Genomic DNA, 20,268 nt, shown 5'->3' on the forward strand with positions numbered 1-20,268 from the left:
TGTCCAGGTGGTCGGGAGCATCGGACATTCCTCGGCCGGGCGAGCCCGGGTTGACTAGCGAGGTGGGAAAGATGGCACGGGGATTGTTGTCGGGAAAGGTCGCGGTGGTCACCGGCGCGGCCGCGGGAATCGGTGCGGCGGTGGTGGAGCGGTTCCTGGCCGAGGACGCACGGGTGATCGCGGTAGACGTGGCCGGTCAGGTCCCCGACCGGGCCGGCGTGCGCACGATCACCGGCGACGTCGCCGATCCCGCGACCTGGCGGCGGGTCGCCGACACGGCGCACGCCGAGTTCGGGCGGCTGGACGTGTTGCACAGCAACGCGAGCGTCGTGGTGCGGGCGCCGGCCCACGCACTGTCGGAAGACGACTGGGACCGGCAGCTCGCGGTCAACCTCAAGGCGACCTACCTGGCGGTCCACGACTGCGTCGGGCTCCTGCGCGAGGCGCGGGGCGCCATCGTGTTGAGCTCTTCCGTGCACGCGCTGGCCGGCCTGCCCGGGCACCCGGCCTACGCCGCCGCCAAGGGCGGCCTCGTCGCGCTCGGCCGGCAGCTGGCGGTGGAGTATGGCCCGCAGGTGCGGGTGAACACCGTCCTACCTGGACCGATTCTTACCTCCGTCTGGGACGGCATCAGCGAGGCCGATCGCCGGCGCAGCGCCGCGGCCACCGCGGCCGGCCGGCTCGGCCGGCCCGAGGAGGTGGCCGCCGCGGTGACCTTCCTGGCCTCTGACGAGAGTTCGTTCATCACCGGGGCGTGCCTGGTCGTCGACGGCGGGTGGACGGCCATGAAGGACTCCGCATGACGCTTTTGCCGGCCGGCCGGATCGTCAAGGTCGAGACGTTCCTCGTGCCGCCGCGCTGGCTGTTCTGCCGGGTCGAGACCGACCAGGGCGTCGTCGGCTGGGGCGAGCCCATTGTGGAGGGTCGGGCCGAAGCGGTGCGCGCGACCGTCGACGTGTTGGCCGAGTATCTGGTCGGCCAGGATCCGCTGCGGATCGAGGACCACTGGCAGGTCATGGCCAACGGCGGGTTCTACCGGGGCGGCCCGGTGCTCTCGAGCGCGCTGGCCGGCCTCGACCAGGCGTTGTGGGACATCGCGGGCAAGGCCTACGGCGTCCCGGTGCACGCGATGCTCGGCGGGCCGGTGCGCGACCGGGTCCGCATGTATGCCTGGGTCGGCGGCGACGACCCCACCCAACTGGCCGAGAGCATCGGCGCCCGGATCGAGCAGGGATTCAGCGCGGTCAAGCTGAACGCCACCGGGCGGATGCCCGCGGTGGCGACGGTCGCCGACGTCAACGGCGTGGTCGACCGGGTCGCGTTGGCCCGCGAGGCGCTCGGCCCGACCCGCGACCTGGCGGTCGACTTCCACGGCCGCGTCGGCGCGGCCGACGCCCGGCGCATCCTGCCGCTCATCGCCACCTGCCACCCGATGTTCGCCGAGGAACCGGTGCTGCCCGACCGGCCGCACCTGCTGCGCGACGTCGTGACCGCCAGCAGCGTGCCGATCGCCACCGGCGAACGGCTCTACTCGCGGTGGGATTTCCGGCCCGCGCTGGAGGCCGGGGTTGCGGTGGTGCAACCCGACCTGTCCCACGCGGGCGGCATCTCGGAGACGCGGCGGATCGCCGCCCTCGCCGAGGTGTGGGACGCCAAGCTCGCACCGCACTGCCCACTGGGCCCGATCGCTCTGGCGGCTAGCCTCCAGGTCGCCTTCGCGACGCCCAACTTCCTGATCCAGGAGCACTCGATCGGCATTCACTACAACGAGGGCGCCGACCTGCTCGACTACGTGGTCGACCCGAGCGTGTTCGCGTTCACCGACGGATACGTCTCCCGGCCGGCCGCGCCCGGGCTGGGCGTGCGGATCGACGAGGCCGCGGTGCGGCGGGCCGACCAGGCCGGACACGCCTGGCGCAATCCGGTCTGGCGGCACGACGACGGCGGGTTCGCCGAATGGTGATCCCCTTGGCTGCCCACTTCGACCTGCGCCACGGCGGTCGTTGGACGTCGCTGGCCGGCGGTGGCCGCGAGTGGTTGTGGTCGCGCCACGATCCGGCGCGGTCCGCGGTCGTGCCGGGATCGGCCTTCGTCGACGCCGGCGGCATCGAGGAGTGCCTTCCGACGGTCCGCGGCCTCCCCGACCACGGCGACGTGTGGAGCCGCTCGTGGGCCGGCTCGGCCGCCCGGAGCACGGCGAGCTGCGACGACTTCGAGCTGTCGCGCGCCGTCACCGACGAGGCCGGTGCGGTCGTGGCGACCTACGAGCTGTCGGCCGACCCGGGGTTCCGGTTCGTCTGGGCCGCTCACGCCCTGCTCGACCTGCACGAGGGCGCCCGGATCATCGCACCTTCCGGCACCGTGGCCCGGCTCTACCCCGAGGCGGCGCCGCTGCTGCATCGCCCGTGGCCCGATGCCGCCGCATATCTGGATGGCACCTGGCCCGCGCCGCACGGCCTGGCGCTCGACCGGCTCGGCGCCGACGACGGCACCGCGGTTGGCGCCGTGCTGCGCTGCGCGGCCGTGCGGGTGGTGGACGGGGCCGACGTGCTCTCGCTGCGGGTGGAGGCGCCGCCGGACGTCCCGGTCGGCACGGCTTTGTGGCGGAACCTGGGCGGCTTCCCCGAGGGGTCGCCGTACCGCAGCATCGGTGTCGAACCCATGCTCGGCGCCGTTTTCGACCTCTTTGAGGCGGGTCCCGGCGACGCGGCGATGATCCCGCCGTCGGGGTCGCTCAGTTGGCGGCTCGTGCTGGCCATGGAACGGATGAGCTGATGGAGTTTCTCGAAACGCTGGCGGCCCGCCGCCTGCTGGCGATCGTGCGCGGGCCGGACGCGTTGGCCGCCACTCGTGCTGTGCTCACCCTCTTCGAGGAGGGCGTGGAGCTGGTCGAGGTCTCTCTGGTGACCCGCGACGCGCTGAAGGTTTTACGGGACGCGCGTGCGGCGCTGGGCGGGTCTGCCAACCTCGGCGCCGGGACGGTGGTGTCCTCGGGGGATGCCCACGCCGCGGCCGAGGCGGGCGCCTCGTTTCTGGTCACCCCGGCGGTGAGCGAAGCGGTGTCGGCGGGGCGGGCGCTGGGTCTGCCGGTCCTGGCCGGAGCGCTCACCCCGACCGAGGTGGTGGTGGCGCTCGGCTTGGGTGCCTCCGCGATCAAGCTCTTTCCGGCGTCGCTCGGCGGAGTGCGCCACCTGCGCGCCCTGCGCGACCCGTTCCCCGAGGTGCCGTTCGTGCCGGTCGGTGGAGTCGGCGCGGCGGAAGCGACGGAATACCTGGCCGCCGGGGCCGTGGCGGTCGGTGTGGGCTCGCCCCTGGTGGGTGACGCGGCCGCCGGCGGGAGCCTCGACGACCTGCGCGGCCGCATCCGCGCTTTCCGGGCGGCGCTGTGAGTGCGGTCGACGTCGCCACCTTCGGTGAGACGATGGCGGCCCTGCGGGCGGACGGCCCGATCCGGTTGGGCGGCACGATGCGGCTCTCGATCGCCGGCGCCGAGTCCAACGTCGCGATCGGCCTCGCCCGGCTGGGCCACCGCGTGCGCTGGGTCGGCCTGGTCGGCGGCGACGAGACCGGCGAGCTCGTGCTGCGTACCCTGCGGGCCGAGGGTGTCGACATCGGTCACGCCCGGGTCGACGAGCGCGGGCCGACCGGCCTCATCCTCTTCGAACGCCGCCTCGGCGATGTCGTCCGGGTCAGCTATCACCGGGCCGGTTCGGCCGCGTCCTTTTTATCGGCCGATGACGTCCGGCCCGCCCTCGAACCACCGCCCCGGCTGCTGCACGTCACCGGCATCACCCCGGCCCTCGGCCCGGGCCCCGCTTCGGCGGTTCGGGCGGCCGCGCAGTCGGGCGTACGGGTCTGTCTCGACGTCAACTACCGTGGCCGGCTGTGGGACCGCGATCGGGCGGCCGCCGCGCTGCGCCCGTTGGTCCCGTCGCTGTCGGTGGTGGTCGCGTCCGACGACGAGTTGGCTCTGGTCGCGCCGCCCTCGGCGACGACCGAGCGCGACCGGGTGGCCGCCCTGCTCGACGCCGGGGTGGCCGAGGTGGTCATCAAGCGCGGCGCGGCCGGAGCCAGCGGGCACACCTTGCACTCGCACGTTGACGTGCCGGCCCGGCGCGTCCGGGTCGTCGATGTGGTCGGGGCCGGGGACGCCTTCGTCGCCGGCTACCTGTCCGGGCTGCTCGACCACCTGGACCTGACCGGCCGCCTCGACCGCGCGGTCAGCACCGGAGCCTTCGCGGTCGCCTCACCCGGCGACTGGGAAGGGCTGCCGACCCGCGCCGATCTCGAGCTGCTCGACGCCCAACCCGGGTCCACGCTGCGCTGACCTCGTTCGGCTTGCATTTTTCGGAGCAGCCAGTGAGTGGCCGCGCGCTGGATTACCTTCGTCCCGTGGGTGATCTTCTCGGCGACTATCGCAAGGTGGCCGGGCCGCTGCCCAGGGAGCACCAGGTGTGGCGGCTGACCGGTCCGGGACTGTCTGCTCTGGAGCCTCCGGTGGGCGAGCCGTTGCCCGTGCCCGGTCGCAACGAACTGCTGGTGCGGCACGATGCGGTCAGCGTGTGCTTCTCCGACGTCAAGATCGCGAGGCTGGGCCTGGACCATCCGCGCGTACGCGGGTTCCCGGTCGTGCCCGGCCACGAGGTGGCCCTCACCGTGGCGGCTGTCGGTCCGGAGCTGTCCGACGCCTATGCGCCCGGCGACCGGTTCATCGTCCAGGCCAACATGACCTTGGGCGGCGTCGCCCGAACGTACGGCTACGACGTTCGCGGCGGTCTCGCCCAGTACGCGGTCCTCGGACCCGAGATGTTGCCCTACCTCCTGCCGGTGCGGCCGACCACCGGCTATGCCGAGGCGGCGCTGGCCGAGCCGTGGGCCTGCGTCGAGGCCGCCTACGCCGTCTCCTACCGCACCACCTGGCGTCCCGGCGGCACGGTGTGGCTGCTCGGCGACGGTGCCGGGGTGGAGTTGGGCGACGCGGCCGGCTGGCGCCCGGGTCGGGTCCACCTCGACGTCCAGGACACGGCTTTCGCCGAACGCGTACGCGAATGGGCGGCTGTCTCCGGTGTGGAGATCGTCGCCGGGGCACCGGAATCCGTGGACGACGCGGTGGTCCTCGGCCCGGATCCGGATCGCGTCGAACGCGCGTTGGCCGCGTTGGCGCCGAACGGCACCTGTGCCGTGATCACCGCCGAGCCGCTGCCGCGCCGGGTGCGGGTCGACGTGGGACGGCTGCACTATGACGGTCTGGCCCTGTTCGGCACCGCGCGTCTCGATCTCGCGGCGGCGTACACGCCGATCCGCACCGAGCTCACGCCCGGCGGGCGCCTCTGGCTGCTGGGCGCCGGCGGCCCGATGGGCCGGATGCATATGCGGCGCGCGCTCCAACGAGACGGCGGACCGGCAACCATCGTGGCGACCGACCGCAGCGGCCGGGCGGCCGAGGCGTTCGGTCGCATCGCCCCGGCGGTCCTCACGTTCCTGTCGGAGCGCGAATGCGGCGACGCCGAAACGCTGGCGAAGCGCCTCAACGACGCGACGGGCGGGCTCGGGTTCGACGACATCGTGGTGATCGCGCCGGTCGCGGAGGCCATCGAGGCGGCGTTCGAGCACCTGGCCGACGGCGGCGTGATCAACCTGTTCGCCGGGCTTCCCCGGGGCACGTGCTGCGCCTGGGATTTCACCACGATCGCGCACCGCGGCGTGCGCGCCATCGGCACGAGCGGCTCGTCTGTCGCCCACCTGCGCGGGGCCCGCGACCGCATCGAGAACGGCGTGCTCCAGCCGAACCGGTCGGTGGCAGCGGTGGCCGGGCTGGACGCGGCGCCGGACGTGCTCCGGGCGGTGGCCCAAGGGCGATTCGGCGGCAAGGTAGTCATCTTCCCGAACCTGCGCGAGCCGCTGCCACTGACTCCGGTGGGGGAACTGGCACGCGTGCTCCCCTCGGTCGCGGAGCTGCTGGACCGCGGCCACTGGAGCCTGGCCGCCGAGGAGGAACTGCTGCGGACGCTGACCTGAGCTACCCGGTCAGCGTCTCGCCAGTTCCCGGCGCGAGGTGATGTCGAGCTTGCGAAAGATCTTGCGCAGGTGATAGTCGACCGTGCTCGGGCTGATGAACAGTTGCGCCGCCACCTCGCGGTTGGACGCGCCGTCGGAGACCCGGCGCGCGATGTCGCGCTCCTGGCTGGTCAGGCAGCGGCACTGGGCGAAGCGGTTGGCCGTGTCGTGGTGGGCCAACTTGCCGCGCAGTTCGCGCCGGGATCCGACGCCCAGTCGGTGGAACACTCCGCGTAGGTGATGTTTGACGGTGTTCGTGCTGATGACCAGGCGCGTCGCGACCTCGACGTTGGTGGAGCCCGCCGCCACCAACAGGGCGATCTGTTCCTGTCGTGGGGTCAGTCCGGCGCAGTGCATGGTGCTCCTCGGGCGCGGGTTCGGGGTCTCGAGGACCATCCGATCGCACCGGCGTGCACGACGAGTGCAGAGTTAGTGCTTGCCCTACCCGCTCAGGCTCAGCCGGGCCCGGACCTGCGCCACCAGGTCGCGGTATCCCTCGGCCTTCTCGATGCCGGAGACCTCGATGAGTTCCCGGAAGCCGTTGTCGGCGATCAGGTTCTCGAACCGCTGGCACCCGCGTTCCGCGCGAACCTGGTCGCCCAGATCGAATGCGGCCCGCGCGAGGATCGCCGCGAGGGCACACCGGGGAGCGTTCGACTCGGAGACGCCTTCCGCCAGTCCCCACTCCGACACCTGCACGGCTCGGGTGAGCCGGCCGAGTTGCCAGGACGACTCCGCGATGAGCTGTGCGTAGGAGATCTTCAGGTGATCGAGGTGCTCGGCCACCGCGATGGCCAGCCCTTCGTCAGCGACCCGGGCGCCGGCATCGAGCCGATCGGATCCCAGGCGCGCTCGGGCGAGCGTCAACAGCGAGACGGCGAGCAGTTCCTGGCGTCCCGTCTGGCGGGCGAGACCCACCGAGCGTTCACCGTACGCGTTGGCGGCGTCGTGGTCGCCACGCGATGACGAAAGCACAGCGAGGTTGCGCAGGACGTCGGCTTGTCCCGCGAGTTCTCCGGCGCCTTCGAAAATGGACAAGGCTCGACGCAGATATTCGTCGGCCTGGGGCAGCGGGGCGAAGACCTCACCGACGGTGCGAAGCAGGTCGGCCTCGATCAGCGGCTCGCTGACCGTATCGAGGACCGTGAGCAACGTCTGTGCCCGGCCCGCCGGTATGGCGTCGCTGCCCGGTGCTGAAGCGGCGAGGACCATGGCCGCCGCGTCGCGCTCCAGGCCGTGTGCGATGGCCAGATCGATCGTCGCCCACAGCGCGGTGCGTTCCCGTGCATACCAGTCGGCGGCCGGTGGCACGGTGTCGAACGATTCAGGCGTCACATCCGGCGGCGGTTCGTCGACGGTGCCGGCCGGCTGCCGGTGGTGCGTCGCATACGCGGCGCGGGCCGAGTGCAGGTAATGCAGGATGAGGCGCCGCTCACACGCCGGTCGTTCCTGATCCTGGTCGAGAAGCTCACCCGCGTAGGCCCGCAACAGGTCGTGCAGGGCATACCGCCCGGGCTGCGACTCGTTGAGCAGATTCGCGGTCACCAGTTCCGTGAGCAGCTTGCGCGCCAGTGTGCGGCCGACTCCGGCGACGCTGGCCGCCGACTCCAGCGAGATCCCCGGACCGGGATGGGCGGCGAGGGCCCGGAACACTCGCGCCGTTGCTGGATCGAGGGCGTGGTAGGACCACGAGAACACCGACCGGACATCGTCGGACGGGTCCGCGCTGGACAACGCGTCGAGTCTGGCCGATGGAGCCGAGACGTCGCTGAGGACCGCGCTCAACGACAGGTTCGGGTTGAGGGCGACGCGGGCCGCGACGATCGCCAGTGCGAGCGGCAGCCCGGCACAGAGCGCGATGACCTTGTCCAAGGCGTCCGGGTCCACAGTGGCGCGGCGGGTGCCGAGGCGGTTGATCAGAAGCTGTCTGGACTCGGCCCCGGTCAGCCGATCGACCTGGAGATAACGCGCGCCCTCCCGGGTGACCAGGCTCGTCATCCGGTTGCGGCTGGTCACGATCACCAGACAGCCTTGGGAGGCCGGCAGCAGCGGGCGGACCTGATCGGAGTCGCGCGCGTTGTCCAGGAGAATCAGGATGCGCCGACCGGCAAGGCGACTGCGGTAACGAGCCGCCTGCGCGTCGACGTTCTCCTGTGGTGACAAGGCCGCCGGCTCGCCCAGTGACGCGAGCAGGGTGGCGAGCGCGTCCGCCGGTGCCATGACGCGTCCGTCCGGATCCAGGCCTCTCAGGTTGAGGAACAACTGGCCGTCGGGAAACTTGTTGGCGATCTGGTGGGCCCAGTGCACGGCGAGGGCGGTCTTGCCGATGCCGCCCATGCCGCCGAGCGCGGTGATCACGATGGTCGCGTCGCTGAAGGCGTCGGACAGCTGGTCGTCGAGTGCGGTCGCCATGTCGTTTCGGCGGACGAAGCCCGCCACCGGCGGCGGCAGCTGCGCGGGCCGGGGAGCATCCGGCGGCCGTGGCTCGTCCTGCGGGGTCCAGCCCCTGGCGAGCAGTTCCCGGTATGCCTCCCGTAGTTCCGGCCCCGGGTCCACCCCCAGTTCCTCGGCGAGATGGTGCCGGGTCCGCTCGAACACCCGGACCCCTTCCGCCCGGTGCCCGGTGTCCACGTACGCCCGCATCAGGCACGCCTGTAACGCCTCGTCCAGCGGCGCTGCCGCGGCGACGCTCACCAGTGGGGTCAGCACGTCGCCGGCCATGCCGTTGGCGATCGCGGCTTCGCTGGCCGCGAGCGCCACCGCGAGGCGCTCGCGTTCGACGGCGACGAACTCCGGCGAGCGCAACGCACTGTTCGGCAGGTCGATGAACGCGGGGCTGCGGCCAAGCTCAAGCGCGGTCAGGTAGGCGCTTACGCCGGCCACGACGTCGCCGCCGGCGAGCGCCTCGCGGGCCCGCCGGACCAACTCGCGAAACATGGCCAGATCGGAGTCTTCGGTCGCGAGGGCCAGCCGGTAGCCCGTGCCCGCCGGTAGGAGGTAGTGGCCGGTTTCGCGGACGTCCAGGTCTGGTTCGAAGATCCGCCGGATCTGCCCGACGTGCCGGTGGATCTGGTTGGCGGCGCTGGCCGGCGGTCGCTCGTCCCACAGGCCGTCGATGATGGTGTCGAGGCTGACCGCGTCGCCCCCGGCGGCGAGGAGCTTGGCCAGGACGATCCGCTGGCGAACCGGGCCAAGATCGACTTCCACGCCGTCCCGCCGGCAGCCGAGACCGCCGAAAACCTTGAACTCGCAGTGGGACCGCGGCACGTCCGGAGGCGCGCGGTCGGGCTTTTTCACCATTGACATCCTAGTGACGCACGGGCAGCGGCTTCGCTTTGCGGCCCAGCCTGACTACGTGATTCGGGCGATTCGCGAAGCGGCGTCAGCTACGTACCTTCGGCAAGGTTCCAGCGCGGAACGCAAGCCCTAGGAGTGTGCATGCCCCGTGTCACCGTTGGCTCAGAGGGAGCCAACCCGATCGAAATCTATTACGAAGATCACGGCGTTGGTACGCCGGTGGTACTCAGCCACGGCTACCCGCTCAGCGGGCGGGCCTGGGAGAAGCAGGTCTCGGCACTGCTCGCGGCCGGTTATCGCGTTATCGCGTACGACCGGCGGGGTTGGGGCAATTCCAGCCAGCCCGCCATTGGATACGACTACGACACGTTCGCCGGCGATCTGAACGCGCTGCTCACGAAACTGGACGTGCGCGACGCCATCCTCGTGGGCCATTCGATGGGAACCGGCGACGTTGTCCGGTATCTGGGTCGCTATGGCACCGGGCGCGTGGCGAAGGCCGTTCTGATGTCGCCGATCCCGCCATTTCTGCTGCGGACGGAAGACAATCCCGAAGGCGCACCGCAGGCGTTGTTCGATGGATTCATCCAGGCCGCGCAGGCGGACCGGTATGTGTGGCTCAAGCAATTCCTGGAGAACTTCTACAACTACGACGTCTACGGCGGCACGCTGGTCAGCGACGAGGCGTTCCGGGCCAGTTGGAACGTGGCCGTCGCCGGATCTCCCGTCGCCGCGGTGGCCTGCATCCCCACCTGGCTCACCGACTTCCGTGCGGACCTCGCCAAGATCGACGTGCCGGTGCTCGTGATCCAGGGCGACCAGGACCGGGTCCTACCCATCGGGGTGACCGGCCAGCGGCTGGCTGCCTTCATCGGCGACACGCGTCTGCTCGTGATCGAGGGCGGGCCGCACGCCATCGCCTGGACGCACACCGATCAGGTCAACGGCGCACTGCTCGACTTTTTCCAGAAGTGAAAGGAAACACCGTGAAATCCTCCCTCCGGCGCCGCCTCATCTACGTAGGCGTGGCCATCGGTGCCCTCACCCTGGGTGGTGTCGGCATCGGCACCGCACAGGCCTCGACGAGTCACTCTCCGCGACCGACCGTCGTGCTCGTGCACGGTGCGTGGGCGGACGGGTCCAGCTGGGACAAGGTGACGACCAAACTCCAGCACGACGGCTACCGAGTGGTCGCCCCGCCGACCCTGCTGACGGGCGTGGCCAAGGACGCCGACAATCTCCGCGCCTACCTGAACACCATCACCGGGCCGATCGTCCTGGTCGGACACTCCTATGGCGGCATGGTCATCACGAACGCCGCTCTGGACAACAAGCAGGTCAAGGCTCTGGTGTACGTCGACGCGTACATCCCGGACAAGGACGACACCCTGATGTCGCTGACCGGTGCCGTTCCGGGCTCGGTTTTCGCGGCCGACCCGTCCACCCTCTTCGACCAGGTCGCGATCCCCGGTGACACCGAGGCCGCCAACCTCTACGTGAAGCCGTCGGTCTTCGGCAAAGCGTTCGCCGGCAAGGCCCTCTCCGCCGACGACGTGGCCGTGCTGGCCGCCCGGCAGCGCCCGCTGGCGTCAAGCATCCTGACCGAGGCGGCGCAAGAGCCGGCCTGGCGCACCATTCCCTCGTGGTCGGTGGTCGGCAAGCAGGACGCCATCATCCCCGCGGCAGAGCAGATCGCGATGTCCAACAGGGCCAAGGCACACACCGTCGAGATCAACGCTCCGCACCTGTCCCCGGTCACCGACCCGGGCGCGGTCACCAAGCAGATCGAGGCGGCCGCCAAGGCGACCGACTGACGCGACAAACTGGCCGTGGCATCGCGCACCGCGATGCCACGGCCGCCTTTTCGCATCCGAAGGACAGGAATCCATGCGCGTCGAGATCAGTGTCGAGTCGGTCGAGGGCGTCCGGGTCGCGGCCAGGGCCGGCGCCGCGCGCGTCGAGCTGTGCGCCGGCCTGTCAGACGGCGGCCTCACCCCGAGCGCCGCGCTCATCGAGGCCGCAACTTCGCTGGCCGAGGTGCACGTCCTGGTGCGGCCGCGACCCGGCGACTTCCACTACTCGCGCGACGAGGTGGACCTCGTCGTCCGCGACATCGCCGTCGCACGGCGGTCCGGCGCGGCAGGCGTGGTCGTCGGCGCGCTGGCCGCGGACGGCACGGTCGCCGACGACTGCGCCAGGTTCGTCGACGCGGCCGAGGGTCTGGAGACGACGTTCCACAGGGCCATCGACGTCAGCGCGGATTCCCGCCGGGCCCTGGACCGGTTGGCGGACCTGGGCTTCACCCGGGTGCTGACCTCGGGCCGGCGCCGGTCGGCACTCGACGGTGCGCCCCTCATCAGGGACCTGGCCACCCAAACGAGTGTCACCGTGATGGCATGCGGCGGAGTGCGGGTCGCCAACGCGGCGCTGGTCATCGCCGCGACCCGCGTCGACGACCTGCACGCGGCGCCCCGCCGCCCTGCCGGCACCGCCCGCGCCGGCGACGTCTCCTTCGCAGGCGCCGGCGTCCCGCCCGGCTACGACCACTTCGAGACCGACCCGGACGAGGTGGCCGCACTCTGCGCGGTTCGCATCGCGTAAACGGGTACAGCGGGTCGGTCGCTCAGGCTGCCTTCCAGGCCTCGGTCAAGCACGGCTCTTCTGCCACCAGCCCTCCGCCTCGCCTTGGCGCATGACGGCCTTGACCCGTTGGAGGTCGGCGTCGCTCGGCACGTTGAACGCGACGAGAGGAAGTTGCTCGCTGAACGCCTCACCGCCGAGACCGAAGGGCGCCAGCCGGTCGTGCACGGCCCGGGCGCTTCGCCCGAGCGGGCCGTCAGGGATCGGAAGCACTCGCGCCGTGCATCCGCCGGAGGCCTCGAGCCGCCCAGTCGCTCAACGAACCCCGTCGGGATCGGTCATGAAGCGCACGACGTCGCCCTCAGGCACGCCGTCCTGAAGGAACGGCACATTGCTGATGCGCGCGGTGTCAGGACCGGCCGGGACTGCCCACAGGCCCTCGGTGGCGTAAGGAAGCCAGCCCTCACGCGGCACAAACTTGAACCAGATCTTGGCGTGCTGGGGCTCCTGCGGGCGGCTGCCTATCTGGTCCCGCTGATGTCATGGCCAACATGATCGCGCACCCGCTAGCCGGGGGTGTTATCCCCGGCTATAGGTAACCGAAATTGAGGCCTGAGAAGCCGCCCCGACAACGCCACCGGCTCCGAGACGAAGACGGCCTACGCGACGGTCGGGGGCTCCGGGGGCAGAAGGGCCCCACGGCGTGGGGACTGGGGCTCGGGCCCAGGGAGGAATAAGCGCAAATAAAATCCGCTCGCTCGCGAGCGGATTTCTTGTGTCCCCGGCGGGTCACGCCAAGCATGGGAACGGGATTCGATCAACGCTGACCTGGTAGTCGTGAGCGCATCATGGCGTCTGCGCAGCTAGCAGCAGGAGGGTGCCGTGCCGCCTGTGCGCAGTTAACGAGCGCGTCCCTGGCGGGATACAGCCCACAACTGCGCACCGTCCGGGCGGTTGTCCCTGGTCAGTGACGTGTACGTGGGGGACTGACGACAATGGTGGGTGCCGGCCGGTAGGCGATCGGCGCAGCACCCTGCTCAAAGGTGATCACGTACTGCACCGGGCGTGGGCCTTGCTGCACCCCAATAGGCGTGGCCGCAGGGTTGTGTTCTGCTGAGCACGCCCCTTCCAGATAGGCTCTATTCGTCACGAGGCGAGGCGGCGGGACGACGTGCGAAGTCGGTCCGCATCATCCGCCGTAGGGTGGCAATAACCTCTGGGCTTTGGCCGACAGCCATCCGACGAAACATCGTCGCCCGCCGTGTGCGCCGTAGATGTCCAATTCTGTGCGTGCGGTCCCGCCTGGCGTGAGTGTTGAAACGCTCCCAGGCGGCCTGGCGGCTAACGCCCAAGACATCGGCAATCTGCTCCCACGTCATGCCGTACGTCCGGGCGAGTTCGACCTGCAACTCGAGCAGCCGCTCGGCGGCCGTCGAGATTTCGGAAGCAGTCGCGATCCACTCTGGGAAGGGCATTCCGCCCATCGGATCTAGGACCGCGGCTGCTCGGCGCTGCTCCACCGCGGCTGCAGCGACTCGATGCTCATGGGCGAGTTCACCCATTACTGCGCCGAGACTGGAAAGAGCGTGGGCGTGGGCCTTCAACGTGTTGCGGTATCTTCGCGTCACACTCCATCTTGTCAGGTTTTTCTTGACAAGCAAAGACTGTGTTTTTGCAGGTCAGCCGGTCGGATTCGACCTCCGCCGTCCGCTGAGGCGGGCACGTTGCTCAACCTCTGTCGCATGGCGACCCTTGGCGCATGCCTAGTTGGATGTGGGTGGTCTTGACGGTGACCGGATCGATCACCGCAACGGTGGTGAAGATGCGTGCTTACCTGCTGGCTTTTTACCTGTGGCAGAAGACCCAGGATCGGAAAATCCTGCGGGAGGTCGCCCAGTTCGAGCAGCGCATACAAGGCGAGGGGAAACACGAGCTTGCCGCCGCCCTCGACGCCAAGGTACGGCGCCGAAACCGCACCGCCCTCGCTGGCCCTGACGTGACAGGACTCGATAACTGAGGTCGCGCGCTGCCGCGTTCCTTATTCGGAGCGACGTCCGCTGAGATCCGTCAAGCGCGCAGTCCAGCCGTTGACCGCCGACGAGACGTTCCGTCGAGTGTCGAGGGTCCCGGGGTGGTCGGCTCGGCAGGCTCTGCTGGAGTACCACCACACCCACCTCGATGCGTCGGGAACAGCGGCCTACCTTGAGCCACCGGACCCCAGAACCGGCGTCTATACGCCCGATGCGGCTACCGGCTGGAGTGGCGTTTCATCCACGGGAGGGGTCCACCCCCTCTACCCGATGGGGAGCCCGTATCAACGGCAATGTTCGGTGCCGTGCGGGCGGGCCTAGAGTTCGATCACCCGGCCGCTCTGCAGGAACTCCTGGACGACGAGGGCGGGGCTCTTCAGGTCCTTGAACGGGCTCGTTTTGGCAAGGTCGGTGATCGTGCCGAGGAGGTCGGACACCTGGGTCGCCGCGTTCTCCCGGTCTGAGGCCAGAGCTCTGTCCAACTGATCGAAAAGCCGTCGGAAGTTTTCCCGGCGCTCGTCGAAGGTTTTGTCCAGCGCGGTGAGAAGGAAGTCGCGCTGGACCTGGATGATCTCGAGCTGGCTTTCCTTCCACGCGCGGATCTCCTCGCGCCGGGTCTCCTCCTGCGCCGTTACCGCATGCCACTCTTGGGCCGAGGCCATGACGAGTCGGAAGGCGTCAACGACCATGGCCGGGCTCGGTTTGGGGATTAGCGTGGCTGCCTTGCTGGTGACGCTCATGCGTACTTCTCCATGATCTCGATCGAGGCCTCGGTGAGTTCCCCTGACCGGGGGTCGAGGACCGGTGTGTTCAGGATTTCCTTGACCGCGGTGACCAACTGGAGTGCCCGCAGGAACTTGGCGGCGTGGACCTCCGGGTCGAAATCCACCGCGTCGAGCGCGTCGAGCGCGTGGGTCGCCCGTTCCGCCATGCGGCTGAGCAGGTCTCGGAGTTCATCGATGCGCCGTTCGACGGCGTGGAGCATCTCGTGGGTCAGGAACAGTTGCTTGATCTCGACGTCCACCGTGGCGGCGAAGCCTTCCAGCTTCGTCCTGGCGCGGGCACCCATGATGCCCACGGTCAGGCCGCCGACGAGGAGGCCGGGGACGATCGTCACGGCCCCGAGGACGGCGCTTCCGGCCGCCACCCCGCCACCACCGGCCGCCAGTGAACCGCCGCCGAGCCAGGCCAGGACCGCGTTCTGGGCGGCTGCGCCGGACAGCGAGGTGATCGCTGTGCCGGTGCTCGCGGTGGCGAACGTGGAGACGCCCCAGAGAGCTGCCGCCTGTGCCGATGCACCGGCGCCGACCGCACCGATCAGCCCGCTGAGCCCGATGGTGACGTCCTCGACGCCGGCGGAGAAGGTCGGAGCGTGCGGGATCTCGATGCGCACACCGTCGATCCTCTTGAAATCGATGCGCTTGACCAGGTGCTCGTTACGTTCGAGCCAGTCCGCCAGGCGAGCGACGGTCTTTTTGTGAACACGGATCTGGAATTCGCCGTACTCGCGGCACACACGTTCCGTGTTGACTCTGGTCGCCTCGCATTCGGCGACCGCGGCTTCATGCCGCTTCAGGGCATCGTTGCGGATGTTGTTTCCCTTGATCAGATCTACAGCGCCCTTCACCCCCGCTCCGGCTGCGAGGACAGCACCCGCGCCAAGTGGAATCAGAACTTTCCACCCTGCTTGTGCGATTTTGGGAATCACCTTGGCTCCAGACTCCTCGGCGTGACGCAGTCCGTGATGACAGGCGGCAGGTAAAACTAGCCAAGCTGCTGCTAGGAAAGGAACGTCCCGCCGTCCAGAATTTGGATGAGCTCGTCGTCGCGGGTCAACTCGTAACCGTGTTCCCAGAGGACCGCGACGATCTCGGCCTCCCGGCTCACGGGGATCTCGAGGCAGTCGCCGTTGAGGGCGGTGAACTCGACCTCACCGAACGTGCTCCACAGTTCCTTGGGCAGCAGGTCGAGGATGCGGCCTGTCACCATGGGCGGCCAGTCTCCCTGACTGACCAGCCCGACGTCGTGGATGTCGAACGCGGCGTCGTCGGGCCTCTCCTCAGGGTCGTCGTCGAGGTCGGGTACCGGGTTATAGGTGTGGTGTGGGTTCACGGCCCGTGCCTGGCCCCAGGTGCGGGCCGTGGCGATCGCGATGATCTCCTTCGCCTCATCGGCTGCGGTGCGGGCGTCAGCGAAGGCCAGGCAGTCGGGGCGCCGGGTGAGCCCGTAGACCAGGGACTTCGTCGGCTTGGTGTTGATCATGGCGGCGGATTCTTCCTGATCGGTGACGGTCCTTGGAAGGATGGTCACGCCGCTTCGCGGCCGAGTCGCTGACGGGCCACCTGCAGGCAGGCTCGTGCGGTTTCCTCCGGCATCCGCATCGCGGCGGAGAGCAGCAGGGCGGGGTCGGCCTGCTCTCGGAGGGCGAGGTCGTCGTGGAGGTCGAGCAGTCCACGGTGGAAGGCGTCGCCGTCGGCGGGCAGGGTGGCCAAACGGGCTTCGACGTACTGCACGACCATGCGGTGATGGCCGCCGACCGCCAGGATCTCGTTGAACTCGCCGACCATGTCGCTGAGCCTCCGGTCGGCTCGCCGCAGGATCTCGGTGCCGATGCCGGCCGGGTCGTGGCAGGCCAGTTCGATCATCAGGCGCTGCGGTCCGACGGGGTAGGTGTCGGTCTCGGCGTCGCTGAATTCGGCGACCACCTGGAGGTCGGCGTCGCTGCGTTCCAGGATGGTGAAGCGGGTCATCGGAGGGCCACTTTCACGCCGGCGGAGAAGATCGATTCGTGGAGCACCAGCGCGGCGAGTTCGGTGCCTTTGGGCACGTCGAAGACGAGTTTGCCCGATAGCGCGTTGCCGGGGTTGATCTCTCGAAGAGGATCTGCATCCAACAGGGGCTCTCTCCACAGTCATCGAGAGGGCGTGGCGGCCGTCGGTGTCGGGTGCTGCCGGTCGCGGGCGAAGTTGGTGGCGTCAACCGTGGCGCTGGTGATGGCGCATAGCGTGGCAGCCATTGCTAGCCAGAAAGCCGCCGTGCTCTTCCAATCCTCGGCGATCTTCACCATGACGACGTCGACGCCGTCGGCCCCGTTCGTCAACCTGCCCGGCCGAGCGCCGGACGCGTTCGGGTCCGACTGGCGACGCCAGCCGAAGCGGGAGAAGAACTTCGCCCACGTGTGGTTGGACCGCCCGCATCCGAAGATCACACCGTTGACGGGACGGCTGCACCGCCCGCCGGTCTGGGTGGTCACCCCGCACGTGGTCGGCGCCTTGACGGCGAGCACCCAAGCCGGGAGGGCGACCGCGATCGACGCCGACCAGGCCAAGCTCATGAAGTCGAGCATCACCAGGTAGTAGACGACGCCCACCACCGCTAGCGCCTCGATGCCGACCATCAGGAAGGCGTAGTCGCGTTTCAGCATTACGGTGCCTCCTGAGAGTCAATGAGGGCAATCACATCGGTCAGCTCGGCCCGGAGGCGGGCGAGTTCGGCGGCGGTGATGCCGAGCTCATAGGTGTGGTGGTGGCCGGCGCGGGACAGGACCCACCACAGGTAGCTGGTCCGCTGCCCGATCTCCGAGCCTGCATAGTGGTTGAGGAGCACCAGTTTCGGCCGCTGGGCGCGGGCCTGTCCGATCTCCGGGCACACCCGCTGCCAGTAGCGGTCGATGGCGGCCTCGAGCTCGTATCGCAACAGCCAGGCGCAGGCCCGCGGCCAGCATCCGCGGGCGCCTCGCACGACGGTGGTCAGCAGCTGGTCCGCGGTTTCCAGGAACACGCTCATCGCAGCTTCGCCACCAACGCCTCGGAGGTCTCGACCATGTCGATGCTCGCCATGTCGCAGTGCCCGTGCATCGCCTGCGCCACGGCCTTCACTGTGTCGACAGCTCTCGGCACGCGAATGCCGTTCAGATGGGTATAGAGAGCACCACGGCGGCCAGCGGTGCCGAACACTCCCAAGGCCAGCTTGTCCTGGACGCTGTGCGCTGCTTCCAGCACGGCGTCGATCTCATGCTGCGAGGTGCCGGCCGCGTACCGCGTCATCCGGAACCGGTCCATCGCCGCCGCCTCGAGCGCGGACCGGCAGAAACCGGCCACCATCAACCGCCTCGGCTCTTCCGGAATGTCCCCGGCAAGGGCGACCGCCCGGGCGTCCTCCAGGTAGCGTTTGGCCGGCCACATGTTCTTGCGCACCTCAACGACCGAGCCCTCACGCCGGGTCACCTCCCGGATGTCGGCTTCCACACCGAGCCGGCGGATCGCCTCGGGCAGCCGGTCGTCGTGGGTGAACACCACGACCTGCCGCGTACCTGCCACCTCCCTCAGCACCTCGGCAAAGCCGTCCACCTTGGATGGGTCCATGCTCTGCACTGGGTCGTCGATCATCACGAACCGGTACGGGCTCGCCTCGGCACAGGCGCGCGGCAGGAACAACGCCAATCCGAACGCGTGCAGCTCGCCCTGACTCATCACCGCCAGCGCCGGGGTGTCCGTCCCGTCGACGGCCACCGAGATGTCCACGCGCCGCCGGTTGTTGGTGCCGCCGAGTTTGATCTCCCCCATCGCCACGTTGCTCTCCTGCCGCAGCAGCTCCCAGATGTGCTGCGACTGCCCGGCTGCCGCCTGGAACCGGTCGGCCCGCATCCGGTCAGTGACGTTGACCAGGTCGTTGCGCGCCTTGGTCAGCAGCGCCAGCTTGTCCGCCTCGGCCCGGACCACCGTGGCGTCCTCCACCCAGCGGCGGATTTCCGCACCCGGCTCCTGCCATGCGTCGTGGCGACGGGCCAGCCACTCGGCCGCCGCTGCGACGAGCTTGCCACGGGCTGCCGCGACGGCCTTCCAGGCGCCCTCGTCGACTGCCATGGAACCCAGCGCCGTGCTCAGTGCGGCGGTCTGCTGCGGCAGCTGTGCGGCGAGCGCCGCCACGACCGGTTCCAACATCCGGCGAACGTCGTTGAGCTGCGCTTCCACCTGCCGGAGCAACTCCTGCTGCCGGATGGTCGCGGCACGCACCGTCTCCGTGGCCGCCCGCAGTTGCTCGACCTCCTGTTCGGCGCCTTCCCGCCAGGAGGTGTTGAGAAGGCCGACCCCGCACACGGGGCACGACTGATCACCGACGTCGCGGTGTATCTCCAGGGCACCCCACAGAAGGTCCGCCACCCGATGTCCGATGGCGATCTCCGTACTCGCGAGGTCCCGTACCGTCGCGGCGGCTTCGGCCAGCTCGCGCAACGTGTGGGCGGTGTCCGGCATCTCCTGCTCGGCGAGCCGCCGCGCGGCCGCCGCGGCACGCGCGTCTTCGCCACCCGTCTCCCCGCCGGCCAGCTCGGCGAGCGCCGAGAGGTTCGCCTTCCCAGCCTGCCGATCGAGCAGGCGTAGGGCTTCCGCCGCTCGCGGGTCGTCCATGGCGGCGAGTCGGGTACGCAGATCGTTGAATGCGGCCCGGACCGCTACGACCCGGTCGTCGCGCTCCTTGCGCAGAGCCTGCAACCTGCCGCTGGCGGCGACCAGTGGTGCCAGGCCCAGGATCGGCGCGATCGAGTCGTACAGCTCGGTGGGCTTGGAGGCGATGACCCGTTCCAGATCCCTGGCGGATAGAAACGGCCGGAACCGGTCGGCTGAGCGCAGCCATTCGGGCAGATCCCCGGACGGCGTCATTGCGCCGTTCCCGGTCACGGTGACCGTCGCGGCGGCCAGGTCCGTTTCGCCGGCTGCCCAAGCCCGGCGGACCACCACCGGCGGGCCGCCGGAGCCTGGCCGCAGCTTCACCGTGATCGCGCGTTCGCCGTCGTAGTGCAGGTTGCGCCAGCCCTCGCGGAAGACCGCCGGCCGCTGAGACCAGCGTGGCGAGTCTTCGGTGAGGACATACTCGGTCGCCTCGGCAAGACTCGACTTGGCGGAGCCGTTCCGTCCGGCGACGACGGTCAAGCCAGGCCCAGGCTTGAGCCGCAGTGCGGCTTGCGGGCCGATTCCGCGGAAGCCGGCGACCTCCACCGACTCGAGGAAGACCTGCGGCTGCTCCGCGGTGGCCGTCTCGTTGGTGGGCGTGGCGGGCAGTGGCTCGCCACGCATGACAGCCGCCAGAGTCTCGTCGCCCCGGAAGGCGGCGAGGACCAGGTCGACCACCGGGTCGGCCGCTCCGAGAGCACGCAGTCGGTCGGTCAGTTCGTGATAGGGCGTGAGCGCGTCGTTCATGGGGACCCCTGTCTACTGCGGGTTGGGCTCCGTTCGCGGCGGAGCGGTGTTGCGGTCAGAGGTTCGGGAAGGGCTCGGAGCGCAGGTCTAGACGGGCCACGGCGAGG

20 protein-coding genes and 1 pseudogene are annotated in these 20,268 nt (G+C 69.7%); 10 read left to right on the forward strand and 11 right to left on the reverse strand.

All coding sequences use genetic code 11. From position 1 onward, the window contains the following. Window positions 1-71: 71 nt before the first annotated feature. The 6 genes from DFJ67_RS17260 to DFJ67_RS17285 all read left to right on the forward strand — a co-directional run bounded on the left by DFJ67_RS17260 (window position 72) and on the right by DFJ67_RS17285 (window position 6,018). Window positions 72-803, forward strand: a complete 732-nt coding sequence (locus DFJ67_RS17260) for an SDR family NAD(P)-dependent oxidoreductase (RefSeq protein ID WP_116076318.1) — start codon at window positions 72-74, stop codon at window positions 801-803. After that, window positions 800-1,963 (forward strand): galactonate dehydratase, encoded by a 1,164-nt coding sequence (gene dgoD, locus DFJ67_RS17265; RefSeq protein ID WP_116068920.1) that lies wholly within the window; start codon window positions 800-802, stop codon window positions 1,961-1,963. Before DFJ67_RS17260 ends, dgoD begins: the two co-directional genes overlap by 4 nt. Further along, on the forward strand, window positions 1,957-2,775 hold the full coding sequence (locus DFJ67_RS17270; protein WP_116068921.1) for a hypothetical protein: 819 nt from the start codon (window positions 1,957-1,959) through the stop codon (window positions 2,773-2,775). The genes dgoD and DFJ67_RS17270 overlap by 7 nt, the downstream gene beginning before the upstream one ends. Further along, window positions 2,775-3,389 (forward strand): bifunctional 4-hydroxy-2-oxoglutarate aldolase/2-dehydro-3-deoxy-phosphogluconate aldolase, encoded by a 615-nt coding sequence (locus DFJ67_RS17275; RefSeq protein ID WP_116068922.1) that lies wholly within the window; start codon window positions 2,775-2,777, stop codon window positions 3,387-3,389. Before DFJ67_RS17270 ends, DFJ67_RS17275 begins: the two co-directional genes overlap by 1 nt. After that, complete coding sequence (locus tag DFJ67_RS17280) at window positions 3,386-4,327, forward strand: sugar kinase (RefSeq protein WP_239097163.1); 942 nt, start codon at window positions 3,386-3,388, stop codon at window positions 4,325-4,327. The genes DFJ67_RS17275 and DFJ67_RS17280 overlap by 4 nt, the downstream gene beginning before the upstream one ends. A gap of 65 nt (window positions 4,328-4,392) precedes the next feature. After that, a complete protein-coding gene (locus DFJ67_RS17285; RefSeq protein ID WP_170215893.1) occupies window positions 4,393-6,018 on the forward strand; it encodes an alcohol dehydrogenase catalytic domain-containing protein in 1,626 nt (541 codons plus the stop codon). Window positions 6,019-6,027: 9 nt separating this feature from the next. On the opposite strand, the gene DFJ67_RS17290 is transcribed toward DFJ67_RS17285, so the two are convergent. After that, complete coding sequence (locus DFJ67_RS17290; protein WP_239097162.1) at window positions 6,028-6,453, reverse strand: helix-turn-helix domain-containing protein; 426 nt, start codon at window positions 6,451-6,453, stop codon at window positions 6,028-6,030. Window positions 6,454-6,498: 45 nt separating this feature from the next. After that, window positions 6,499-9,354: an AfsR/SARP family transcriptional regulator gene (locus DFJ67_RS17295; protein WP_170215894.1), complete on the reverse strand. Its 2,856-nt coding sequence runs from the start codon at window positions 9,352-9,354 to the stop codon at window positions 6,499-6,501. Window positions 9,355-9,495: 141 nt separating this feature from the next. Here DFJ67_RS17295 and DFJ67_RS17300 point away from each other — a divergent pair, with 141 nt between their 5' ends. From DFJ67_RS17300 to DFJ67_RS17310, 3 genes are all read left to right on the forward strand, one after another. Further along, entirely contained in the window at window positions 9,496-10,329 is an 834-nt protein-coding gene (locus DFJ67_RS17300; protein WP_116068925.1) for an alpha/beta fold hydrolase, read from the forward strand. Between the two features lie 11 nt (window positions 10,330-10,340). Then, entirely contained in the window at window positions 10,341-11,168 is an 828-nt protein-coding gene (locus tag DFJ67_RS17305; protein ID WP_116076326.1) for an alpha/beta fold hydrolase, read from the forward strand. A gap of 73 nt (window positions 11,169-11,241) precedes the next feature. After that, complete coding sequence (locus tag DFJ67_RS17310; RefSeq protein WP_116068926.1) at window positions 11,242-11,955, forward strand: copper homeostasis protein CutC; 714 nt, start codon at window positions 11,242-11,244, stop codon at window positions 11,953-11,955. 45 nt (window positions 11,956-12,000) lie between these two features. Here the strand turns inward: DFJ67_RS17310 and DFJ67_RS17315 are convergent. Next, window positions 12,001-12,408, reverse strand: a pseudogene (locus DFJ67_RS17315) (DUF4265 domain-containing protein). 1,315 nt (window positions 12,409-13,723) lie between these two features. Between DFJ67_RS17315 and DFJ67_RS17325 the strand changes: the two are divergent. After that, window positions 13,724-13,951 (forward strand): hypothetical protein, encoded by a 228-nt coding sequence (locus tag DFJ67_RS17325; protein ID WP_147315529.1) that lies wholly within the window; start codon window positions 13,724-13,726, stop codon window positions 13,949-13,951. Between the two features lie 330 nt (window positions 13,952-14,281). On the opposite strand, the gene DFJ67_RS17330 is transcribed toward DFJ67_RS17325, so the two are convergent. From DFJ67_RS17330 to DFJ67_RS17365, 8 genes are all read right to left on the reverse strand, one after another. Continuing rightward, a complete protein-coding gene (locus tag DFJ67_RS17330; protein WP_116068929.1) occupies window positions 14,282-14,704 on the reverse strand; it encodes a hypothetical protein in 423 nt (140 codons plus the stop codon). Then, window positions 14,701-15,672, reverse strand: a complete 972-nt coding sequence (locus DFJ67_RS17335) for a hypothetical protein (protein ID WP_147315530.1) — start codon at window positions 15,670-15,672, stop codon at window positions 14,701-14,703. Before DFJ67_RS17335 ends, DFJ67_RS17330 begins: the two co-directional genes overlap by 4 nt. A 71-nt stretch (window positions 15,673-15,743) precedes the next feature. Then, the gene (locus tag DFJ67_RS17340) at window positions 15,744-16,226 is read right to left on the reverse strand and encodes a hypothetical protein (protein ID WP_147315531.1); all 483 of its coding nucleotides are present in this window, start codon (window positions 16,224-16,226) and stop codon (window positions 15,744-15,746) included. A 44-nt stretch (window positions 16,227-16,270) separates the two neighbouring features. After that, window positions 16,271-16,714 (reverse strand): hypothetical protein, encoded by a 444-nt coding sequence (locus DFJ67_RS17345; protein ID WP_116068932.1) that lies wholly within the window; start codon window positions 16,712-16,714, stop codon window positions 16,271-16,273. Next, window positions 16,711-16,857: a DUF4352 domain-containing protein gene (locus DFJ67_RS17350; protein WP_239097161.1), complete on the reverse strand. Its 147-nt coding sequence runs from the start codon at window positions 16,855-16,857 to the stop codon at window positions 16,711-16,713. Before DFJ67_RS17350 ends, DFJ67_RS17345 begins: the two co-directional genes overlap by 4 nt. An 18-nt stretch (window positions 16,858-16,875) precedes the next feature. Next, entirely contained in the window at window positions 16,876-17,388 is a 513-nt protein-coding gene (locus DFJ67_RS17355; protein ID WP_116068934.1) for a hypothetical protein, read from the reverse strand. Continuing rightward, window positions 17,388-17,750 carry a hypothetical protein gene (locus DFJ67_RS17360; RefSeq protein ID WP_116068935.1) on the reverse strand — a complete coding sequence of 121 codons (363 nt, stop codon included), beginning with the start codon at window positions 17,748-17,750 and terminating at the stop codon, window positions 17,388-17,390. Before DFJ67_RS17360 ends, DFJ67_RS17355 begins: the two co-directional genes overlap by 1 nt. After that, window positions 17,747-20,161: an AAA family ATPase gene (locus DFJ67_RS17365; protein ID WP_116068936.1), complete on the reverse strand. Its 2,415-nt coding sequence runs from the start codon at window positions 20,159-20,161 to the stop codon at window positions 17,747-17,749. Before DFJ67_RS17365 ends, DFJ67_RS17360 begins: the two co-directional genes overlap by 4 nt. Window positions 20,162-20,268 lie beyond the last annotated feature (107 nt).

This window comes from Asanoa ferruginea (assembly GCF_003387075.1).
Lineage (GTDB): Bacteria > Actinomycetota > Actinomycetes > Mycobacteriales > Micromonosporaceae > Asanoa > Asanoa ferruginea.